18 protein-coding genes and 1 pseudogene are annotated in these 23,674 nt (G+C 39.9%); 8 read left to right on the forward strand and 11 right to left on the reverse strand.

The genetic code is table 11. The features are described from left to right. The first annotated feature begins 56 nt into the window (after window positions 1-56). Window positions 57-1,049, forward strand: coding sequence for a DUF3667 domain-containing protein (locus Q0465_RS13560; protein WP_298616904.1), 993 nt, complete (start codon window positions 57-59; stop codon window positions 1,047-1,049). Here the strand turns inward: Q0465_RS13560 and Q0465_RS13565 are convergent. The 9 genes from Q0465_RS13565 to Q0465_RS13605 all read right to left on the reverse strand — a co-directional run bounded on the left by Q0465_RS13565 (window position 1,046) and on the right by Q0465_RS13605 (window position 14,506). Then, window positions 1,046-1,981 carry a ribonuclease Z gene (locus tag Q0465_RS13565; protein WP_298616905.1) on the reverse strand — a complete coding sequence of 312 codons (936 nt, stop codon included), beginning with the start codon at window positions 1,979-1,981 and terminating at the stop codon, window positions 1,046-1,048. The genes Q0465_RS13560 and Q0465_RS13565 overlap by 4 nt on opposite strands. Window positions 1,982-1,997: 16 nt before the next feature. Then, window positions 1,998-3,899, reverse strand: a complete 1,902-nt coding sequence (gene rpsA / locus Q0465_RS13570) for a 30S ribosomal protein S1 (protein ID WP_298616906.1) — start codon at window positions 3,897-3,899, stop codon at window positions 1,998-2,000. 411 nt (window positions 3,900-4,310) lie between these two features. After that, window positions 4,311-5,045 (reverse strand): SDR family NAD(P)-dependent oxidoreductase, encoded by a 735-nt coding sequence (locus tag Q0465_RS13575; protein ID WP_298616907.1) that lies wholly within the window; start codon window positions 5,043-5,045, stop codon window positions 4,311-4,313. A gap of 237 nt (window positions 5,046-5,282) precedes the next feature. Then, complete coding sequence (locus Q0465_RS13580) at window positions 5,283-7,229, reverse strand: tetratricopeptide repeat protein (RefSeq protein WP_298616908.1); 1,947 nt, start codon at window positions 7,227-7,229, stop codon at window positions 5,283-5,285. A 72-nt stretch (window positions 7,230-7,301) separates the two neighbouring features. Beyond that, entirely contained in the window at window positions 7,302-7,979 is a 678-nt protein-coding gene (trmD, locus tag Q0465_RS13585) for a tRNA (guanosine(37)-N1)-methyltransferase TrmD (RefSeq protein WP_298616909.1), read from the reverse strand. Window positions 7,980-8,087: 108 nt separating this feature from the next. Next, a complete protein-coding gene (locus Q0465_RS13590; protein ID WP_298616910.1) occupies window positions 8,088-10,247 on the reverse strand; it encodes a DPP IV N-terminal domain-containing protein in 2,160 nt (719 codons plus the stop codon). A 68-nt stretch (window positions 10,248-10,315) separates the two neighbouring features. Further along, complete coding sequence (locus Q0465_RS13595; RefSeq protein WP_298616911.1) at window positions 10,316-11,107, reverse strand: amidohydrolase; 792 nt, start codon at window positions 11,105-11,107, stop codon at window positions 10,316-10,318. Window positions 11,108-11,142: 35 nt separating this feature from the next. Then, a complete protein-coding gene (locus Q0465_RS13600) occupies window positions 11,143-11,694 on the reverse strand; it encodes a 1-acyl-sn-glycerol-3-phosphate acyltransferase (RefSeq protein WP_298616912.1) in 552 nt (183 codons plus the stop codon). A gap of 181 nt (window positions 11,695-11,875) precedes the next feature. Then, window positions 11,876-14,506: a DUF5686 and carboxypeptidase regulatory-like domain-containing protein gene (locus Q0465_RS13605; RefSeq protein ID WP_298616913.1), complete on the reverse strand. Its 2,631-nt coding sequence runs from the start codon at window positions 14,504-14,506 to the stop codon at window positions 11,876-11,878. A 330-nt stretch (window positions 14,507-14,836) separates the two neighbouring features. Between Q0465_RS13605 and rplU the strand changes: the two genes are divergently transcribed. From rplU to Q0465_RS13640, 7 genes are all read left to right on the forward strand, one after another. Next, window positions 14,837-15,148 (forward strand): 50S ribosomal protein L21, encoded by a 312-nt coding sequence (gene rplU, locus Q0465_RS13610; protein WP_298616914.1) that lies wholly within the window; start codon window positions 14,837-14,839, stop codon window positions 15,146-15,148. Between the two features lie 59 nt (window positions 15,149-15,207). Beyond that, window positions 15,208-15,486, forward strand: coding sequence for a 50S ribosomal protein L27 (gene rpmA / locus Q0465_RS13615; RefSeq protein ID WP_298616915.1), 279 nt, complete (start codon window positions 15,208-15,210; stop codon window positions 15,484-15,486). Window positions 15,487-15,726: 240 nt separating this feature from the next. Then, the gene (serS, locus tag Q0465_RS13620) at window positions 15,727-17,001 is read left to right on the forward strand and encodes a serine--tRNA ligase (RefSeq protein ID WP_298616916.1); all 1,275 of its coding nucleotides are present in this window, start codon (window positions 15,727-15,729) and stop codon (window positions 16,999-17,001) included. Between the two features lie 101 nt (window positions 17,002-17,102). Continuing rightward, window positions 17,103-17,420 carry a DUF4286 family protein gene (locus Q0465_RS13625; RefSeq protein ID WP_298616917.1) on the forward strand — a complete coding sequence of 106 codons (318 nt, stop codon included), beginning with the start codon at window positions 17,103-17,105 and terminating at the stop codon, window positions 17,418-17,420. 74 nt (window positions 17,421-17,494) lie between these two features. After that, window positions 17,495-18,049, forward strand: a complete 555-nt coding sequence (ruvC, locus tag Q0465_RS13630; protein ID WP_298616918.1) for a crossover junction endodeoxyribonuclease RuvC — start codon at window positions 17,495-17,497, stop codon at window positions 18,047-18,049. 2 nt (window positions 18,050-18,051) lie between these two features. Further along, the gene (locus tag Q0465_RS13635) at window positions 18,052-18,837 is read left to right on the forward strand and encodes an ABC transporter ATP-binding protein (protein ID WP_298616919.1); all 786 of its coding nucleotides are present in this window, start codon (window positions 18,052-18,054) and stop codon (window positions 18,835-18,837) included. Next, entirely contained in the window at window positions 18,834-20,462 is a 1,629-nt protein-coding gene (locus Q0465_RS13640) for a hypothetical protein (RefSeq protein WP_298616920.1), read from the forward strand. The genes Q0465_RS13635 and Q0465_RS13640 overlap by 4 nt, the downstream gene beginning before the upstream one ends. Window positions 20,463-20,469: 7 nt before the next feature. Here the strand turns inward: Q0465_RS13640 and Q0465_RS13645 are convergent, their stop codons facing one another. Together Q0465_RS13645 and Q0465_RS13650 are read right to left on the reverse strand one after the other, a co-directional pair. Then, the gene (locus tag Q0465_RS13645; RefSeq protein ID WP_298616921.1) at window positions 20,470-22,818 is read right to left on the reverse strand and encodes a transglycosylase domain-containing protein; all 2,349 of its coding nucleotides are present in this window, start codon (window positions 22,816-22,818) and stop codon (window positions 20,470-20,472) included. A 316-nt stretch (window positions 22,819-23,134) separates the two neighbouring features. After that, a pseudogene (locus tag Q0465_RS13650) lies at window positions 23,135-23,674 on the reverse strand (sodium:proton antiporter); the annotation flags it as partial.

Genomic DNA, 23,674 nt, shown 5'->3' on the forward strand with positions numbered 1-23,674 from the left:
ATAAAAGCGTTCGTAAAGCCGGAAATCCTGCCGGATGCAAATTTTAAAATACTTATATGACGACGGTATGCAAAAATTGTGGATCAGAATACTCCGGTAATTATTGCAATAATTGCGGGCAAAAAGCCAAAGTAGGAAGATTAACCTTTCGCTCTGTTATAGACAATTGGATGTATGGTCTTACCAATTGCGATACAGGTATTCTATTCACATGTAAGGAATTGTTTACCCGTCCGGGCCGCATGATGGCAGATTATATACGGGGAAAAAGAGTTATCTATTTTCAACCATTCCCCATGTTATTTATTACAGCAGGACTTTATGGCCTTATTTCCCAAATTTTCGTTCCGGCAAAAGAAGCAGAATTCACTTTTTTACAAAACAATATCGGTTTCTGGGAAAGATTTTTTGAAATGTTGTTCAATTGGGCACATTCCAGTATGTCTTTTGTCGCCATTGTAACACTTCCGATTTTTGCATGGGCAGCCCGCTATACTTTTTATATCCCTTCATTTCATCCTTTCAGACCCAGTGTTATTAAAAGTATTTCGAATTGGTTTTATTATTACCTTACTCCCTTTAAGAAAAGAAAAACGTATATACCGATCCTATCGGATTACAAATTTATCTCGACCTATACAGCCCGTTTAAAATACCTGAACAAGCACCATAAGTACTCTTACAATTTTACAGAATATATTTTCATTTTCGCTTATATAGCATGTCAACGGCTGATTATCGGGTTGTTTATTGGTATTCCCCTACTCCTATTCACGAATATAGATCAATGGGGACAGGACGAAATGCTGGAAAACAATAATACCCTGATATATCTGCTTTATTTTGCAGTTATGGTATGGGATATCCAACAACTTTTCAAGCTGAATTTTATAAAAGCCTTCTGGAAAACGCTTGTTTTGTTGTTTTATTGGTCATTGCTTTTATTGCTATTAACTTTACTGTTTGCAGGAATTGTGGTAGGAATTATCTACGTTTTAGGCAGTTTCCATCTCATACCCGAAAGTTTGATGCAAGAAGTACTCAACTAAGCATTCCGTCTTAAAGCCGGGATTTCAAACCGATCTCCATCAGTGCAAATAAAAGTTTCAGGGAAAATAGCCTGAGCCTCTGCCAATAAACAATAAGGGTCCGGATAACGGGCGGAAAAATGTCCCAATAACAGTTTTTTGGCCCCTGACAGACAGGCCATACGGGCAGCTTGTTCTGCTGTACTATGAAAGTTCTCCTTAGCAACAGCTTCTAATTCTTTTCCATAGGTTGCTTCATGATACAACATATCTACTCCTTGTATATAACCGGCAAAACGTTCCCGGAAGAGAGTATCCGTCATATAAGCATAGGAACGGGCCGGAGGAGGAGATACCGTTAAACGGGCATTCGGTACAATTTCACCAGAGGGGGTAATAAAATCTGCTCCTTTTTTCAGATACTGCATAAAAGCAAGGGGCACTTTCCAATTCTCCGCTTCATTTTTTAAAACTGTTCTCTCCCGTTCCTTTTCCCGAAACAAAAAACCGCATACCGGAGCGTCTTTGCGATGGAGCAAAGGAAAAGCCGTTACGGTAACCGAACGGTCCTCGTATATTAATTCTTCCTCACGGCTTAAGGCATGGAATACTAAAGGATAAGGGAAGCGATTTCTCATTATTCCAAGCTGGCATTCTATAATTTCCTGTAGCCGCCCGTCTGCATAGATATGCATTTCTCCTTTCCGGTTTTGCATAGCAAGACTGGATAGAAAACCTATTAAGCCGAAAAAATGGTCTCCGTGTAAATGAGATATAAAAATATGACTTATTTTGGTATAAGGAATATGGAAACGCCTTAACTGATGCTGAGTAGCTTCAGCACAATCTATAAGAAAGTACCGCTCAAGTATATTTAATACTTGAGCGGCAGAATTTCTTTTGGAAGTGGGAACGGCCGAACCGCTCCCTAATATAGTCAGTTCAAACTTCACTGATTCTTCCCAATAATTATTCTTCGGTCTTCACTTCCGGAGTTTCAGTTTCTGCTTCCTTAGCTTTCGGAGCAGCTTTCTCTGCCTTAGCGGTCATCTGGTCCCTCAAGGCTGCCAGTTCTGAAATATCTCCTAAAGTTGTTTTTTCCAGTTTTTCTTTTACTTGTTTAACAGCTTTTTTAGTCGATTTTTCTTCAGCAGTTTTTTTGGCTTTTTCTTCAGACTTCTGGGCATCTTCGAAGATACGGGAATGAGACAGGATAATACGCTTAGCAGCCTTATTAAACTCGATTACTTTGAAATCCAGTTTTTCGTCAACCTTAGCCTGTGTACCGTCTTCTTTCACCAAATGACGGGGAGTCGCAAATCCTTCTACGCCATAAGGCAATGCAATGACAGCTCCTTTATCAAAAATTTCAGTGATCGTACCTTCATGAACAGAGTCTACAGTGAAGATCGTTTCGAAAACATCCCATGGATTTTCTTCCAATTGTTTGTGTCCCAAGCTCAAACGACGGTTTTCCTTATCGATTTCCAAAACCACTACGTCGATTTCAGCACCGATCTGAGTAAATTCTGCCGGATGTTTTACTTTCTTCGTCCAAGACAAATCTGAAATATGAATCAGTCCATCAACACCTTCTTCAATTTCTACAAATACTCCAAAGTTGGTAAAATTACGTACAATAGCTTTGTGTTTGCTGCCAACGCCGTATTTCTCTTCAATATTTTGCCAAGGATCAGCTTTCAGCTGTTTGATACCCAATGACATTTTTCTCTCTTCCCGGTCTAAAGTAAGAATAACAGCTTCTACTTCATCTCCTACTTTCATGAAATCCTGAGCAGAACGCAGGTGCTGAGACCAGGACATTTCAGATACATGGATTAATCCTTCTACTCCCGGAGCAATTTCTACAAAAGCACCGTAATCTGCCATCACCACTACTTTACCTTTTACTTTATCCCCAACTTTCAATTCTGCGTCCAAAGCATCCCACGGATGAGGAGTCAACTGCTTCAAACCTAAAGCAATCCGTTTCTTCTCATCGTCGAAATCCAAAATCACAACATTCAATTTCTGATCCAACTGCACAATTTCATTCGGATGATTAACACGCCCCCATGATAGATCAGTAATGTGAATCAATCCGTCTACACCACCCAAATCAATGAATACACCATATGAGGTGATATTTTTAACCGTACCTTCCAGTACCTGTCCTTTTTCCAGTTTAGATATAATGTCTTTCTTCTGCTGTTCCAGTTCAGCTTCGATAAGAGCTTTGTGGGAAACAACTACATTTTTGAATTCCTGGTTGATTTTTACTACCTTGAATTCCATCGTCTTTCCGACATAAATATCGTAATCACGGATCGGTTTTACATCAATCTGAGAACCCGGTAAGAATGCCTCTATGCCGAATACATCAACGATCATACCGCCCTTCGTACGGCATTTTACAAATCCTTTGATAATTTCATCCTTTTCCAATGCCTCGTTTACACGATCCCAACTCCGCATGGCACGGGCTTTTTTGTGTGAAAGGGTAAGCTGTCCCTTTTTGTCTTCCTGTGTCTCCACATATACTTCAACCGTATCCCCTACTTTCAAATCCGGATTATAACGGAATTCGTTCAAGGAAATGATACCGTCCGATTTATAGCCGATATTTACGACTACTTCTCTCTTATTCATAGAGATCACTTTGCCGTCTACAACTTCACGCTCAGCAATCTGAGACAGAGTCCCGGCATATTTTTCTTCCAGCTCTTTTTTCTGAGATACAGGAGTCACATCGTCATTCTCGTATGCATCCCAATCAAAATTGTCATCTGCTTCTGCACTGGTTACAGGAGCAACCTTCTGAATTTCTTTTTCTGCAGACTCAACCTGCATTTCTTTTTGTTCTTCTGACATAAATGAATTGTTTCTTATCTAATAAGTTAGACATTATATTAAAATACGGCTGCAAAAGTAGAAATAATTATCCGGACTACCATGCTTTTTCTAATAAAATTTAACAAAATAAAGCAGGGAAAATCAGGGGAAATACCTTTCTTCTTATATTCTCACTCAATTGATATTATATCTTCTTTTCTCCTGTTTCAAACACCCTGTATATCCCCTTTTTCAATTAAAAAATAGAAAACAGGAAGTTGAGTGTAAAAACGTTTAAATATAAAGGCATAGGGAATGTTTAAACATTTAAAAAAGCTCCGTCTGCGATTAAAAATAAACCGGAAAACCTTGTTTTGGGATTTAAAAAAGTATTCCTCCGAAAGGAAAAACAAAACATTTGAGTACCCAGCCTTTAAATCATTTTATTCTTCACTCTACCGGGAACACTCCGCCTGTATAAAAAGGAGCCGTATCACTGGCCAGAAAATAAATCAATTCCGCTATCTCTTCCGGTGTTTCTACTCTCCCTAAAGGAAATAAAGTTGCTTTCCCCGGCCGACATTCCACCTCTGTTTCATAGAGTTCTACCCGGGATGAAATTGTTTCATCTGCCAATGAAGCAGGAAGAGTACCGGAACAAACCGCATTTACCTTTACTTTATAATGTCCCAGATGAATAGCCAGACTCTTTGTAATCTGTTCCAAAGCACCTTTCGTTAAACCATAGGCGAAATTATTGCTTTTTTCTATTAAACTCTGGTCCGAAGTATTTATCACAATACTACCGGAACGTTCTTTTAAAAAAGGGATTGTTACCTGTAAGGTATGAATAGTACCTTTTATATTCACATCTATCATTTCATCCAATACTTCATCCCGAATATCAAACAAAGAATTTTTCCACGGCATACCGGCATTGACAACAACAGCATCCACACCTCCAAACATCAGCACAGCAGTACTCACAGCTTCCCGGACCTCTGCCCGATTGCGTGTGTCCCCCTGCCGAAAAACAACATTATGGCCATTAAACTTATGGCACAGTTTCAAAGCGGCCTCTTTATTGGTATCTAAAAATACAACCCGCCATTCTTCCATGGCAAATTTCACTACAGATGCAGCTCCTATTCCGGTAGCTCCCCCAGTAATAAACACTGTTTTCATATTATTTGTACAAATATTAGAATTTCATCATAAAAAGGTTTTTATAAACAAAACAAAAATTCAGTTTTTCAAACCAATCCGAAACATAGCCATACAGCCTCTGCCTTATTAAAACACAGCCATATAAAAATAATCCAAATCAAGCTCTTATTTTCAATGATTGAATAGACAATTGAATAGACAAAAAATGCGACTGATTCTCAGCCGCATTTCCCATATTTCATTAAAATATCCTCATCAATTAATAATTTCTTTTACCCAGGAATCCAAGGTTATTTCTTTAGGCAAGTTCAGCTTTTTCCGGATCCGATACCGGGCTTTATTCACACTCTCCCTAGAAATTCCCAACGCAAAAGCGATTTCTTCAGAAGAAGAACCCATATATATTAACATACAAATCAATTCTTCATTTTTAGAAACGACGGGATAACGATTTCTGAGCATTCTTATAAAATCCGGATATACTCCGTTAAAAGCCTTACGGAATTTCATTTCCTCCTGTTCTGTCAGTAAACGTGGACTTAAACTCCCCAATACAGAAGTAATATCCGGCTGAAGTCTTTCCTGAGAAGATATATTATTTAGAATCCCTTCAATTTCAGCTTTTAACTCCTCATTTTTACGGTTTAAAGCCCGCTGAGACTTCAACAAAGAATACAATTCTTCCTCCTGAGCACGGATCCGCATTTTATCTATGGTTCGTTTTAATTGCAAAGCCCGCTGCCGCATCCATAACCATACGACTAAACTTATTGCCAGACAAATAAAAACTAACCCAAAAACAATGTAATATTGAATAGTTCGTTTATGTAAAGCCAATTCGGTTGCCAATATTCGATTCTGCTGTTCTTTTTTTTCTGTTTCGAATTTTACATTAGCTGTTACCATATATTGTACTTTCTCCCGCTTAAAAAGCGTATCCCGTACATTGTGGTATACCGAAAAACAACGCGCCAATTCCCGTTCAAATCCGTTCCGGGCATAATAATCTGTCAAAAAAGAATACACGTAATCCTGCATCTCTATGTCTTCGTGCCTGTCATACCATGTCGCAGCATCCTGTACCAAAGGTAAACCTTCTTTCTCACGGCCAGCCATCAACAATCCCCGTCCCAATTCAAACCAGGTACTATACTGATGCCTGGGTGGCAACGCTTTAAACTGTTCATCCTGTATTACCGATTGCAGTATCTCTATCCCCCTTTCCAAAGAATCCGGTACATTCAAACGATAAAGAGCCCCATTCATACGGGTAAATAAACGGGCTCTTTTATTCCCCGTAACTTTGTAACAACTGTCTGCCAATCTCACACATTCCATGGCCTCCGGAAACCGCTTCGACTCATTCAACCAATTGGAACGAGCCCGGTATAAATCGGCCAAAACACTCACCATCTCTGACTTTCCTTCACAAATCCGGATAGCCTGTTGACTCCATTCCAAAGCTTTTTCATATTCTCCCAACACCCCATAAAAATAAGCCAGTTCACTGGATGCACGCGATATGCTTTCTGTATTCCCGGAATGTTTTCCTACATCCAAAATTCTATAGCACATCTTTATCCCCTCATCATATCTTCCTTCTGTACGATATACAGATGCCAAACGTCCTATACATTGCATTCCCATCTCCCCTGTATCCCCATATTTTTCAACTATTTCTACTGCCTTCTGAAAAGTCGCGATACACCTTTCTTTTTCCTTATCACAGAACATATAAATTCCACCGGCAATACGATAGAAAAAAAGAAGACGTTCCGGAATATTCTTTTCCTCACATCTCTCAGCCTGCTCTAATAGCCTCAACGCCACACTATCCTTATCTGCTTCAAAAGCCAACTGGGCCGCAGCGATGAACCATTCCCGCCTATATTCCCCGATTACTCCTTCTTCTTCCGCCCTCTTCATAAAATACATTTCTCCTTCCTCTCTCCGGCCCGACAAAGTATACAAAGCCATCATCTGACGCATCGCAGAAAAAAGAAATGTACTCTTTCCCTCTTTCACCAAGGTATCCAATACCATTAAAGCTTCTTCGTATTTCTTTTCTTTCCGTAATTGTAATCCACGGCTTATACGGAGACTATCTATTTGTAAATTTGAATATTCAGCTGTTGTCCCTTGTCTTTCACAAGCAAACAACACCATAAATATCCCTATACTAAGAAAATAAAATCGTCTCATAATATTCGCTAAAAATAAAACTCTTTATGAAACTTTTCCCAATAGCACACCGGATTTCTTGATGCGAAAATCTTATTCTTCCAAGAGGTCCGGACGAAGCAAACGCGTCCGCTCGTACGCCTGCAGTTCCTGCCATTCCCGTATCTTCGCATGATTTCCGGACAACAAAACTTCCGGAATTCCCCAGCCGTTGAATTCAGCCGGACGCGTATAAACAGGAGGCGCCAGTAAATGATCCTGAAAAGAATCACTTAAAGCCGAACTCTCATCACTCATCGCCCCCGGTATCAAACGTACAATCGCATCAGTCATCATACAAGCCGGCAATTCCCCTCCGGTCAATACATAATCACCTACCGATATTTCCCGGGTAACCAGATGATCCCGTATACGCTGGTCAATTCCTTTATAATGCCCGCAGAGGATCAGGATATTTTCTTTTAACGACAACTCATTCGCCATCTGCTGGTTAAATACAGCTGCGTCCGGAGAAGTATAGATAATTTCATCGTATTTCCGCTGGGCAGTCAATTCCGTTATACAATCAAATACAGGCTGAATCATCATGACCATCCCCGCTTCCCCCCCAAACGGATAATCATCCACTTTCCGATATTTATCTTTCGACCAGTCCCGGATATTATGAATGTGTATTTCCACAATTCCCTTATCCCGCGCACGCTTTATAATCGAATGATTTAAAGGGCTCTCTAAGAGCTCCGGGACTACACTTAAAATATCAATGCGCATATTTTATAATCTTTACTCAATCTCCCCCGCTTTTCCTCCTATTCAGCTTCCTTTTATACGATTAATTCCCTTTTTCTCTACAGGAATGTCCGATTTCACGAACGTTTTCTATTTTAAATAATCCTCAAAATAATCAGTGACTTTTTGCATCAAATGAATGCGGTCTTTTCCCATTACATTATGCTTCGCACAAGGATAAGGAAAATAATCTACCTGCACCTGTTTTTTTATACATTCCCTTATAAAATTCAGACTATGTTGCCATAAAACAGTATCGTCTACAGCCCCCTGGCATATCAGTAATTTTCCCTTTAAATCTTTCGCCTTTGAAAGCAGACTGACTTTTGCATAGCCCTCAGCATTGCACTGAGGAGTACTCATATAACGTTCCCCATACATGACTTCATACCATTTCCAGTCAATTACCGGACCTCCGGCTACAGCAACTTTAAATACCTCCGGATAATTGGTGATTAAAGATATGGTCATAAATCCGCCGTAACTCCATCCATGAACCCCGATACGCTCCGCATCCACCCACGGATGGGATTTGAGAAATTCCACGCCTTTCATCTGATCCGCCATTTCCGCCTGCCCGCATTGTTTATAAATCTCTTTTTCATAAGCGGCTCCCCGGTTCGAAGTACCACGGTTATCCATGACAAATACAATATATCCATGCTGAGCCATATACATTTCCCAGCGCCTTAATTCTCCCTGCCACGTATTTTTCACCATCTGCGAATGCGGTCCGCCGTACACATAAAGTATAACCGGATATTTCTGTGCAGGATCGAAATGCATAGGCTTAATCAAACGATAATAGTTATCATACTGTCCATCGGCACTCCTGACCGTTCCCAAAGTGATTTCCCCAAAACTGTAAGCTCCGGTCGGATCTTCTGCCTTCAATAGCTCTCTTTGCAATTGCCCATCCGACTGTCGCAATTCGATTACACGGGGAACATGCAGACTACTGTAAGTATCAACAAAATAACATTTATCTCCGCTCATCGTAACCGAATGCCACCCTTCAGCTTTTGTTAAACGGCTTTTCTTACCTGTCTTTATATCCACCCGGAATAAATGATTTTCAATAGGACTCACTTCAGCAGAAGTGTAGTAAATATATTTCCCGTCTTGTGCTACGTAAGCCACATCGGCATCCGTATCCGTCAACCGCTTTACTTGTTTTCCTTCCGTATCGCACAAATAGAGATTCCGATACCCGTGCCGGTTGTCTGTACGGTAAATAAAACGGGACGGATCTCCTTTTAAAAAGACCAGTTTATCCGTAGGCTCTACAAAACGATCGTTTTTTTCCTCCAGCAAAGTCTTTATAAATGCTCCGGTTTTAGCACAATATTTATTTAAATGAACCTGATTTTGGTCCCGGTTTACCACCTGAATATAAATAACATCAGAAGCCGGTCCCCAGGTTATATTGGTCAGATACTGTTCCCGCCCGAAATCTGTTACCTCCATAAAGACAGTTTGTTGAGAAGCCAGGTCATAAACACCCAGGCTCACCTGTTCTGAAGGCATACCCGCCATCGGATATTTTATTTCCTGCAAACTCCCGGTACGGGTAGTAATATCCAGCAAAGGGAAAGTACTTACAGCACTTTCATCTTTCCGGTAAAAAGCCAGTTTTTTTCCATCCGGTGACCAAAAAATACCTTCGGAAATCCCCATTTCTCTCCGGCTCACCGTCTGCCCATTCACAATATCCGGATCTTCATCAGTCGTAACAGCATATTCATTTCCCCTTTCATCACAATAATATAAGTTATTTCCCCGGGTAAAGGCAAAAGCATCCTGTCCGTTAAACGTCAGGTCAGCCACTTTTTCAGGCAAAGGAATAGTCCGTCCCAACTGTTTGGTTTCTATATCAATCTCATAATATTTTCCTTTCCGGATCAAAGACAAGGTTTTCCCGTCTTTCCAGGAATACTTCGGCCATCCTTTTAAATCTGCCTGAATCAACCGATTCAATTCTTCTACTGTCATCAGAACTCTCTTTTCCTCCGATTCCACAGCCTCAGCCCACAATTCCCTTCCTTCCGTCCAGGTCAAAATATTCCGGTTCCCCTGCCATTGTATCACACGGGATTGCGGACGGAGCTCATATCCCAATACAGCTTCTTCCATCGTCAATATTTTATCCCCCTTTTGTGTCTCTTCCCCGTTTTTCATAGCCGTTGCATTCTGAGTCCCCAATGCAATCACTGCACCAAAGCTCAAACAAATAAATAACAAATAATTCATAAATAATATAACTGTTTAGCGTTTTTTATTCAGCTCACTTTTCTGCTGTCTTTCTCATTCGTATACCCTTATTCAAACCGGAAAGCATCCCGGTCGTCCAATACAGCAAACTTCTGACGGAAATGATTCAATTCCTCCTTATCTATTTCCGCTATAATTATCTGATCTTCAAAAGTTTTTCCTTCACCCAACACTTCTCCGCGGGCATTTATCACAACAGAATCCCCGGCATACCGCAAGCCTCCGTTATCTGTTCCCACACAATTTACTCCGGCAACGTATGCCTGATTCTCTATAGCTCTGGCAACGAGCAGACTTTGCCAAACCTTTCTCCGCGATTCAGGCCAGTTAGCTATATATACGGCCAGATCATAATGATCCGTATTCCGGCTCCACACCGGAAATCGCAAATCATAACAAATAAACGGAGCTATTTTCCAGCCCCGGAATAACAAACTCAACCGTTTATTTCCCGGAGTAAAATGTTCATTTTCTCCCCCCATCCGGAAACAATGCCTTTTGTCATAGTATTGATATTCCCCCCCGGGAAAAGCAGCAACCAGGCGATTGTAAAAACACCCTCTCTCCTCATATACCGTGCTCCCCATAATAAGAGCATTCTGCCGTACAGCCCATTCCGACATCCGGCAGCAAATCTCACCGTAGCAGGAAGCAACTTTTATTTTTTCCGCATTTGCAAGACTTTTTTCTTTTTTTACCATCATGCAACCACAGGGAAACATTTCCGGCAAAAGGATCACATCACAATCTAAATTCCGGGTCAGCTTCTGATCAAAATGCCTTAAATTCTCCTCCACATTCCCCCATATTAAAGCCGATTGTAATAATGCAATTTTCATTCGATATAAATTTATAAAACCAATTATTCCCCCTTCTATTCCTCTCCCCAAGAAAACTGTTCGGGATACTTCGGATGAGCATTTTTATAGGTTTGCATGATATAGCCCAAATCTGCGTCCACATCAGCTGTCGGATAAAAAAGAGGACCAACCTCACAAAATTTCTCTTTATAATCAATACGTCCCAAATATACCGGTACGCCGGCTGCTTTCGCAATCACTAAAAATCCTTTCTTCCATTTTTTCCTTTTCTTCCGGCTGCCTTCGGGAGTAATGCATAAATACATAGAATCCCGCTTCTTAAATTCTTCTATCATCTGCTGAACCAAATGACTATCTTTCTTCCCACGATCCACCGGAATGACACGCAAAGCCCTTAATAATAACCCTAAAGGGAAAAAGAAAAATTCTTTTTTCATTAAAATATAAGCCGGAATGCCCTGGCTCAGAAAAGCCAGTTCTCCCCATACAAAATCCCAATTAGAGGTGTGAGGTACGGAAATAATCACCGCCTTCTTTACCTGAGGGATTTCTCCCTTATACCTCCACCCGGCTAGCCACATGATAAAACGTGCCAAATATTTCATATATCTATTTTTTCCTTTTAGCGACCCATGGAATTTTTGTTTCCTATTCCTTCTTCTATACTCTTCCGATAGGCAACAAAACTTATTTCGCATTTGCTTTCGGGTTCAAATTTACGAAAAAGTACGGGATTTTTACATTCTTCTCTTCTTAAACTGCTCCGTTTCTTCCTGAATGAAGTCGTTACTTATAGTTCCGGATTATTTTTTTTACTTCTTTCAACCGAAGCGGTAAAGCAAGTCTTATTTTGATTTCCTGGTAACCATGACGATTAAAACCGGCAAACACCCCAAAACGGGTATATTCCTGTAATCCGATAGAATACCCGCATTCCACGTAATTTCCAATTTCGGGTGTCCACAAATAACGACCGTGAATTCCTTCATCAAACATCAGATTCTGCATAAACGGCAAACGCTTTAGAAATAAAAACGGCGACGTATAATTCACAGCTCCCCTCAACCATTTATCCTTCGTATGCCAGGAATAGTATTGTCCTAAAAAAAAGTCTTCCGAAAAACGATCGGCACTATACAACCAACCGATAGTGGTGAAATGCATATAATCCGGGAAATAAATTTCTTTACGCGATAAAAATTGACCTGCATTGACAGTATAAGACAGATAATCGAATAATCCCAATTTAATCGTTTGCTTTACTCCCAGGTCCAACCGCTGAAAACGACTTGTATGAGGGGCATCTGCCGGCAATCCTATGGTATAGCCAAGGGAAAAGGTAGGCCAGGTTGAATGATCATATACTTTCAGCTGATCTTGCACAGTAAAATAATAAAAAGGAGTATACTCCAAACGAACTCCGACGGTCAGCGATTTGTTTTCCGGCATATTGACCCCTCCCTCTAAAACAGGCTCATTGGGCTCGATATTTTTCTTCGAAATATGGTTTCTTAACAAACTCCTTTTCTCGTATTTTTCCTCCGCAGTAAAAGTCAAACCATTTGCAAGATCAATCGAATGTTTCAGATAAACAAAACGCTTCTCGTAAAAACGTATAAAATTTTTCCTGAGTTTTTTAAAAAATAAGGAAGAAATTGAATTTTCAAACAAGGTTCCTTCTCCGGCATGCCCGTAATCTTCGGACATCTCCCCGAACTCTATTCCCCATTGCCCACGCCTCATAGGAGCATAAAGCATCTGCGCCTGCATTTTCCATAATAACACTTTCCGGGCTGTTCCATAATAAAGAGAAGGACCAAAACTTATTCTCTTTCCTCTATTCATATAGATATTTAATTTTACATCCTGCCCCACCCAAAGTCCGTCAACGACATTATACTGTGGAAAAGCTTCATAAACTCCGCCAATCTCCAATGCTAACCTCTTTTTTTTATCCAAAGAAAAAGTATCTCCTAACAGAACCTTAAAAAATATAATATCTGCTTTATCAGGTACTGTATCCGAAGGACCAAATACCCTTTCCATAAATTTCCGCAAGCTGTCCTTCCGTTCGTAACTTTTTATTTCTTCTCCCAGTAAAGGAACTGTCCTGATCTTTTGCCAATACAGGGAATCTCTTTGCCGTACCATAGAATCAACTGTCACCGAATCCTTTAAACGCCGGGAATATGTTTGAAAAGGCGAAACAGAATCAGACTGAGGTAACTCCTGCAAACGTTGAGATAAACGGGCCAGTTCGTAAGCCTGACGATTGGATAAATCTTCTTTTTCAGCTATTTCTTTTATTTTACGGAGTATTTTTTGCTCTTTCCGGCTTACCGTCCTTTTTTTCACGATTGTATCCCCTGCTGCCAAAGCCAGCTGTACTGTGTCCACTTCCACCGTTTTGTATTTCAATGAAGAAAAATATTTAGCCTCTCCCTCTAATCCCATTATATCCATACCGACAGCTATATTATAAGATGTCGGTAGGAAAACGGCAGACTTTATTTCATTAAATCCGACTTGTATCTGAGCCGAAAAACCTTGCACTCCATAGGCAAAATCAAAACCCACTACACTCCAGTCCTCATCGGCAATATAAATCCAGCCATTCCATAAACGGTTATCTTTTATTTTCGATCTTACTTCTATTTTGTTAATGGTTCTTTCCCCTTCCCGGTAGGAATCCTCTAAACGGAACCGATAAGAAGAAAAAGCTCCGGCCGACAAGGGAGAAGCTATACCTAAAATATCAGGATCATAAATAGAAGAGGTTACAATATTCAATGTCCTCTTAGGCTCTATATCCTCCGGAATCGTAGTATTAAAAGCCAAAATATTGCGCTTGTAAATGTTCGGCGACCGGAATTCAATATCCATAACCGATTCCATCAACAAAGTCTTTCCTCTTATCGTATCAAACACTTCCCTGCCTGTTTTACCCCATTTCAACACCCGGGGAAGGTTATCTATCCGCAAATTCCCTTTACTATACACCTCGGAGAAATACCGCTTCACTTGAAGACGATGATAAGGAGCCTTGGCAATCGCCTTTCGCATAATGTAATAAGCAGGATCTTCTCCCTTACCCGTCACTTTCACTTCTTTCAGCATATACCTTATCGGTTTCAAACGAATATATAAAACCGTTTCTTTTCCCGAGATTAATAATTTTAAGAATTGCTTTTCATAACCCAACGCACTTATTTCTATACAATAATCCCCTTCTTCCAGATGAATCTGAAAATGCCCGTTTTCATCCGCTACCGTCCCTTGCATCGTCTCTTGAACATAAAGAGTAGCCCCCTCTATCACTCTCCCTTCTTCATCTGTTATCTGCCCGTTTAATAATTGAGCCTTTCCCTGCATACACAATAGGGTCCCCAAAAACATACATAAAAAAAATGCCTTCATATTGTAAAAAATAATTAATTTCTTTAAAAATTATATTTTTTCTCTTTAATATTCCGTAATACGCTGTATATAGTTTAAAATTGAAAACAAAAATAAATTTTTATAAATATTTTTTTCTTAAATTTATTATAAATTACTGCTTCTATTTATATAATTTCCGGGCCTCGAAAATATAGCACCTACCCCCGGCCCCGGGAGTTATAAAAAATAGAAAAGAAACTCTTTGATTATAAAAAAATATATACTACTTTTGCACCACAAATTTTTCCTCAGGGGTACAATAAGCGGATAAATACCCACCCCATGGTACTAACATTAAAACAATTTACAATGTACGCAATTGTTGAAATCGCAGGACAGCAGTTTAAAGTTGAGAAAGACCGTAAAGTGTATGTCCACAGACTTGAGGCAGAAGAAGGCGCTCAGGTAGAATTTGATAATGTACTTCTGGTAGAAGACGGAAGTAACATTCAGATCGGTACGCCGAAAGTTGAAGGCGCAAAAGTTACCGCAAAAGTATTGGCTCACGTCAAAGCTGATAAAGTCATTATCTTTAAGAAGAAAAGAAGGAAAACGTTCAAGAGAAAGAACGGGCATCGTCAATGCCTGACGCAGATTCAGATCGAAGCGATCAACGCTTGATTTTTTATTCCGGAGAGGAATGATTAGTAAACAATTTGTAAACTTAAAAATTTCAAAATATGGCACACAAGAAAGGTGTCGGTAGTTCCAAGAACGGCCGTGAATCCGAAAGTAAACGATTAGGAATCAAAATCTGGGGCGGACAAATAGCCAAAGCAGGTAATATTCTGGTTCGTCAAAGAGGTACTGTACATAATCCGGGACAAAATGTAGGTATAGGTAAAGACCACACTTTATATGCATTAGTTGACGGGGAAGTAGTTTTTACAAAAAAACAAAAAGACAGATCCTATGTTTCCATTAAGCCTATCGTTTCTGCAGAAAAGGTAGCTGAATAAGGACGAATAAAAATTATTAAAAGCTCCTGTATTCTGTATGAATACAGGAGTTTTTTTATATATTTACAGTTTGAAAATAAGGGGCAAGTGTTCCTGGAGGAAGTAGCGAAAACAAAGATTTATTGCCCTGAGCTTGAATATTTCGGAACCGGAAATGCCTGAAAATAAAAGTCAATCGGATTAAATTCGTTTTTGAGGGAAAGTGACTTTTCAGGTACTATTAACAAAATCTAAATAGTTATGTTAAATTTAAAATTTATCCAGGAAAACAAAGAAATTGTCATCGAACGCCTGGCCGTAAAAAATTTCGATGCTCGTGAGCTCATAGAAAAAATTATCGCCCTGGACGGGGAACGGAAAAAAATACAACAATTATCGGAATCGAAACAAGCCCAGATGAATAATATTGCCCGGGAAATCGGAGCTTTAATGAAAAATGGGAAAAAAGAAGAAGCCGAAAAAGCCCGCCTGGAAACGACGGAATTAAAAGAAGAAATTGCCGCTTTGGTTCCACAGTTGAATGCCCTTACCAACGAGCTGACAGAAATATTATTGCGACTCCCCAATATGCCGCATATTTCGGTTCCTCAAGGAAAATCAGAAGCAGACAATCAGATTGTTAAAATTGTGGATAATATTCCTCAACGTCATGAAAACGATCTGCCCCATTGGGAATTAGCCAGAAAATACAGTTTAATTGACTTTGAAACCGGAGTAAAAATTACAGGAGCAGGTTTCCCGGTATATAAAGGTTTAGGAGCCCGTTTACAACGAGCCCTGATTTATTTCTTTCTGGAGGAAAATATTAAAGCCGGTTATGAAGAAGTGATGCCTCCCCTTATGGTGAATGCTGACTCCGGTTATGGCACAGGACAGCTTCCCGACAAAGACGGACAAATGTATTATGTGAATGAAGACAAACTCTATCTGATTCCGACAGCGGAAGTGCCTGTTACCAATCTGTACCGGGATATGATTGTGGACGGGGAACAATTACCGATTAAGAATACTGCTTATACCCCTTGTTTCAGACGGGAGGCGGGTTCTTACGGAAAAGACGTACGCGGATTGAACCGTCTTCATCAGTTTGACAAAGTCGAAATTGTACAAATAACCAAACCGGAAAAATCTTATGAAGCCCTGGACGAGATGGTAAAACATGTGGAAGGACTGCTGATCAAATTGGGACTTCCCTATCGTATCGTCCGTTTATGCGGAGGAGATATCAGTTTTACCTCTGCCCTGACGTATGATTTCGAAGTATTTTCCAAAGCCCAAGAAAAATGGCTGGAGGTAAGTTCTGTCTCCAATTTTGAAGATTTTCAAGCGAATCGCTTAAAATTACGTTACCGGGCAAAAGGAGAGAAAAAAAACAGTATGGTACATACTTTAAATGGCAGTTCTCTTGCCCTTCCCCGCATTGTTGCAGCTTTGCTTGAAAATTACCAATGCACTGAAGGCATTCGCCTACCGGAAGTTTTACAGCCGTTTATGGGAACCGGATTAATTAAATAAAAAATATTTTTCCGGAGGCAGTTTACTTCCTACCGCCTCCGGAATAAACGCAACCTTTTCGCTCTCTAGTCCGTATTATGCGACTATAACTCTTTATGAATATGCGCATTGTCTTTAACACAACCTTTATTGTAGACGAGACCATAGAAGAGGAATGGATTTCTTTTATACAGAAACACTATATTCTTTACCTGCGTCAAAATAAATTGACCCAAGATATTCTATTTACCAAAGTTTCTATTGATCAACCGGAGGGAAAAACGTATTCTTTACAATTGATTTTTGGCAATCCGGAAGCTCTAAACCATTTCGTGCAGGTTCATCTTCCTGTGGTGCAAGAAAAAATCAACGGGAAATACAAAAATTATTACCTTTGTTTCAGTAGCACATTGACAGAAATAGGAGAAGCGGAACATTAAACAGTAGTCCCTGCAGAATTTTATATAGCTATACCTCTTATCGGCAGTGCTGTGCTCTATTGAAGTTTAAGAAAATGGAAAAATTAATTATGGGCATAGACCCGGGTACAAATTTTATGGGCTATGCCATCATCAGTACCCAAGGCAAAACACTCAAACCCCGGCTCATCGTATCCGGCGTTCTGGACATGGATAAAATTCAAGACCCTTATCTAAAACTCCAGCGTATTTTTCAACGTACGCTGCAAGTTATTGATAGCTACCATCCGGACGAACTGGCTATAGAATCGCAATTTTACGGTAAAAACGTACAATCCATGCTTAAATTAGGAAGAGCCCAGGGAGTAGCGATTGCAGCAGCCCTTCAACGCAATATTCCTATTTTTGAATATGCTCCCAAAAAAATCAAAATGAGTATTACCGGCAACGGAATGGCTTCCAAAGAACAAATTTCTATCTTTTTGAGTAAATTCATGGAAATCCGTACCACTTCTAAAAATTTAGACGAAACCGACGCCATAGCTATTGCATTCTGTCATCACCTACAGGGGAGTCTGCCCTCTACAGGCAGTTCCAAATGCAAAAACTGGAGCGATTATATTAAAAAAAATCCGGATAAATTGATTTGAAAATGGAAAATCCTGTCATTCAAATTCATAACTTGAAGAAGAGCTTCAAAAATCAAGAGGTTTTAAAAGGTATCCACCTGGAAGTTAAGGCGGGGGAAGTGATCGGTTATTTAGGAAGCAACGGCGCCGGGAAATCTACTACTGTAAAGATACTGTGCGGAGTATTACACGATTTTGAAGGAGATATCCATATTTTGGGACACGATTTAAGGCAAGAGGATACAGCTATAAAAAAACGGATAGGCTATATTCCGGAAAATGCCGTAATGTACGAGCAACTCACCCCTATGGAATATCTGGAATTCACATCCAGCTTATACGGACTTTCTCCGGATGTCGCCCGCCAGAAAAGTTACGATTTATTGGAATTATTTGAAATGAAGAATTTCCGTAACGACCGTATGCTCAATTTTTCAAAAGGAATGAAACAAAAAATCCATATCATCTCCGGCCTTTTACACCACCCGGATCTCCTCTTTATGGATGAACCTTTAAACGGACTGGATGCCAACGCTGTCATTATGGTAAAAGAAATGATTTCCCAGCTTTCCAAAGAAGGAAAAACAATTTTTTATTGTTCTCATCTTATGGATGTTGTTGAACGCATTTCCTCCCGGATTATATTATTGAACGAAGGGCAAATTATAGCAGACGGAACAATTGAAGCTTTGAAACAAGAATCTGATTCCACATCACTGGAACATTTATTCTCCAAACGAACCGGTATGATTAATCCGATAGAAAAAGCTGAAAAAATCATTCACGTATTCGAAAAAGAAAACCAATGATCCGTTTTTTGCTGGCTTTACTAAAACCTCTGTATCCTTTATTTTCTGCTATGGGCGTTGATTATAAGCAGATGACAGCCATTATTCGCCTAAAATTAACGGTAGATAACAGAACTTCCCGAAGAATCAGGGGGAAAAATCCTCAAAAAATAAATTCCGCTTTCCTGCAGCAAGGATTTAGCATGTTATTTTTCGGAACTGTATCTTTCTTCATGACCTACTCCAAAAGCGATCTGCAGACCGCCATTCTTTTATTTCACTCCATGATTTTAGTAATGCTGGTTCTCTCTTTATTATCGGAATATTCCCAAATGCTTTTTGATCCCAGAGATAACCATATTCTCTCCCGCATGCCGGTATCCCCCCTCACTCTTTCTACGGCCAAACTGATTACGTTAGGCTTTTATATGCTTTTTCTAACCCTCTGCGCTGCCCTTATCCCTTTGTTTCGTATCGGGATTCAGCAAGGATTGGCAACGGGACTCTTTTTTCTTTTATCGGCCTTTTGTAACAGTTTGTTCGCCTTACTCATCACAAATTCAGTTTATATCGGTTGCCTCCGTTTTTCGTCAAACGAAAAATTCCAGAATATCCTCAGTTACATACAGATCGGAATGGTCATTTTAGTCGTTTGCAGTTATCAGTTTTTAGTACATTTGCCACTCCATTTCTCTAGCGGACTTTTCTCCTCCTTCTCGTTACAGGCTATCCTGTTACCGCCTGTATGGTTCACATCCATAAGTTTACTGGCATTTTCCAGTAATACCTGTCTTTGGTTTTATAGTGGATTGGGTATCTTTGTTCCCCTCTGTGCTGCCTATATTTCTTTTAAATGGTTCACTCCTTATTTCACAACCCGTTTCGCTGGTCCGGGGAATCAGTTCCAGACGAAAAGGGGAAAGGTGAAAAAAGAAAAAACGGCTCATTTGCTGGCCACTCTGTTTACCCGTCATCCTTTACAAAAATCCGGTTTTATGCTTAGCTGGCGACTCACTTCCGGAAACCGCAAATTTAAAGAAGCAATCGTACCTGCTGTCACCTATATTCTGGCTATTACCGTCATTCAGCTGATCTCTTTTTCTGATACAGACAGGAATTCTCCCTTTCTGTATATGCCCCTTTATTTATCGCTTATGGCCGCCTTTATGATTACGGACAGTATGAAATACAACGAATCGGGTAATCAATTGTGGATTTACCAGGCCCGTCCGCTCATCAATCCGGGGCAATTTATCTTAGGGGCTTTTAAAGCCGTGTATATTAAATATTTTCTTCCTCTTTACGGCTGTATAGGTATTCTCTTTCTCTGTATCGGAGGAATAGGACTTTTAGACGATATCCTGTTTATTTTCAGTGTGATTACTTGTACTATCCTGGGAGTGATATTGAGAATATCCCCTTTCTTCCCCTTTGCCCGGGAAAGAAACAGTTCCGGAAAAGGGAAAATACTCCTCTATTCTTTCTTAGTGACTTTACTGAGTCTTGTATTCGTTTTCCTCCACAGGGAACTTCAAAATTTTCTGTATGGAATACCCCTGGGGATTCTTTTTCTATGGGGAGGTATAGTATGGTTCTCCCATAGTATTAAACACATAAGCTGGGAGAAAATTGAAAAATCCTTTTAAAAATTATTTATTCTTCTTTTTTCTTCCGGAAAAGATTTCCGATTTTCCGGAAAAAACCTTTCTTTTCCTTTTTCACTACAGTATCAGTAGGATGAATCAATGCTCTTTTTTTCAACTTTTTATTCCCGATCCGTTCAAATACATTCATCTTTTCCTGAAAAACAGGCGTTTCCAAAGCATGCTGTTCCGTCACCGGAACCAAGGGGAAAGAAAGGGTTTCCCAACGGGCATAGGCCGGATCCTTCAAGCATTCCTGCATAAACAAACCGAATATGGGCATTGCCATATGGGCTCCTTGTCCTAAACGGGTAGAACTGAAATGTATATTCCGGTTATTCGCTCCCACCCGTATACCGACTACGATACGAGGATTATAACCTATAAACCATCCGTCGGCCTGATTTTGAGTCGTTCCCGTTTTTCCTGCCAGATCATTTTTTAAGCCGTATGTACTTCTCAAACTTCGCCCCGTCCCTTCATTGATCACTGCCGACAAAATGTTACTCATAACATAAGCTTCATCGGGAGGTAAAACTTCTTTTGCTTCCGCTTCCGGAACCCGATAAAGTACATTTCCCGCCTGGTCTTTAATTTCTACTAAATAATACGGATTTATTTTCTTCCCTCCATTGGCAAAACAGATATAAGGTAATATCATTTCTGACAAAGGAATATCCGCACTTCCTAAAGCGAGCGAAGGATATTGAGGTAAATCGGACTTAATTCCCAAATTCCGGGCATGTACAATTGTTCTCTCTATGCCTGTCTGCAACAACACTTCTACAGCAATCGTATTGATTGATTTACTCAAAGCCCCTTTCAATGTATAGTAACCGGTATAATCCCGATCGGAATTCCGGGGAGTCCAGTCATCGTATTCTTTATACGTTTTCTGTTCATTCTTGTAATAGGCATCCAAACGAGCTCCATTGTGAATAGCTGCACTATATACTACCGGTTTGAAAACAGAGCCGATCTGACGGGGGGCCTCCACTTGATCGTACTGAAAATATTTGTAATCCAAATCTCCCACCCATACCCGTATCTTGCCGGAATGCGGCTCTACGGCTATCATTCCGGGGTGCAGAATTTTCAGATAATGTTTCAGAGAATCGATGGAAGACATCTCAACCGAAGCTTCTCCCTGATAGGCACTATATACCATCATCGGCTTTTTACGATTCATCATTTCTGTAATCTGCTGCTCTCCATATCCCTGTTCTTTTAAACGGAGATATACAGGACTATTTTGGATGGCCTGTTCCAACACCTGAGGTTTATTGTACCAGGGATCTCTGTTCTCCCAATTCTTATAGAATTCATGCTGGAGTTTTTTCATATGCTCCTTTACTGCCCTCTCCGCATACCGCTGCATATCTGCATTTATAGTTGTCGTCAACAGAAGACGGTCCTTATATAAATTATAAGCAGTTCCGTGAGTTGCATTGTATTCCGCAATAATTTCCGAAGCATCCCGCCGGATCTTTTCTCTTAAATAAGGAGCTAGTCCTGTGTAATGATTGACGGCTTTATAATGCAGGCCTAACTCTTCCCCTTTTGCTTCCTCTCCCTCCTCTTCATTGAGAAAATCATATTTTACCATCTGATTGATAACCGTATTCCGGCGCTGTAAAGCCCTGTCTGGATGTAAACGTGGATTATACCAGGAAGGTCCTTTTAACATCCCGATTAAAGTTGCCGCCTGAGGAATATTCAAATCGGATGCAGATACGGAAAAATATTTTTGTGCAGCACTTTCGATCCCATACGTACGCTCCCCAAAAGCTACCGTGTTTAAGTAAAGTGTCAGAATTTCCGGTTTTGAATAGATTTGTTCCAAACGATGAGCAGTAAATATTTCCTTCAATTTGACAACAGGCATAAAAGAAACCTGCTGTTCTTCACGTGGATATAAATTTTTAGCTAATTGCTGGCTGAGTGTACTTCCCCCTCCGGAACTTTTATCTCCTAATAAAAGAGTTTTGAAAAAAACCCGTAAAAGACTGATCTTATCTACTCCCTGATGTTCATAAAAACGAACGTCTTCGGTTGCGATTAAAGCATTTACAGCATTTTTAGAAATCGTATTAAACTTTACATTGGTACGGTTTTCAATAAAATATTTTCCCAACAGTTCTCCGTCCTCGCTATATAATTCAGATGCTTCATAATTCCGTATTTCTTTCAATTCCTGATAATCCGGAATAGGTCCCCACAGTCCGGCATAAACGGAATAAACAAATAATCCGCACAAAATCCCTCCGGTTACAATCATCCCCAGTATATATTTCCATATACGCCTCCTTCTACTTTTCTTCCGGACTTTCCTTTTACCTGCAACCGATTTTCCTGACATAACTTTCGAATTGAACTTCAAAGATATAGAATTGTTCAGAGATTAAAAAACCTCTTACAAATGATTGGAATGTGTAAATGTACAAATATTCAAGTATTCAAAAGTTTAAAGGGAAAAGTGTTCAAATGGATTTATTTTATATTTTACCGGAACTTTCTGATAAGTTTATTTTTAATCAGAAGTGAGGATTTCTTTTTCAGCAAATTGAAAATGAACAGGTATCCAAACTGGCATGCCATTACCCATTTTTACACCTCAACACTCAAACATCAGCATTTTTAAACACCTTAACATTTGAACATTCAAAGCCTCTCTCCTACTCTTTTATCCCGTAAACACGTTGTGAGATTTTCTTTACAGCTATTACAAAAAATCCGGTTAAAATCAGATTCAATACCAGGCTGAGAATGGATACAATAACGGCAATACCCCCCAACTGATAGCTCAAAGCTATTACGATAATTCCTGCTCCTACTTCTCCGCGGGTAAACATACCGATTGAAAGTGCCAAACGTTCCAGGATATTCCGGTCCCGGTAGAAAAACAAAGGAAACATTTTTCCCAGGTTAGAGAGAAGAGTTACCATAAACACATGGAAAGCAACAATCCCCCACCCGGGCATCTGAAATCCGGCAGCGGTATTATCTATCCCTATAAACAAAGGGGTACTTAAACCGACTAAAAACATAAAAAAGTAAGAAACAAAACTGGACACATTTTCTTCTACCCGCCCTGTCTTATGGATGGTTTTCATTACCATTCCCAATACAAAAGCCGGTAACAAGACTTCAATATGTATAGCCCCTTCCCTGCCCATTAACGATTTAGTCAATAAATAAACACTTTCACATATTGC

Origin of the sequence: uncultured Odoribacter sp. (assembly GCF_937966165.1) — a bacterium.
Classification (GTDB): domain Bacteria; phylum Bacteroidota; class Bacteroidia; order Bacteroidales; family Marinifilaceae; genus Culturomica.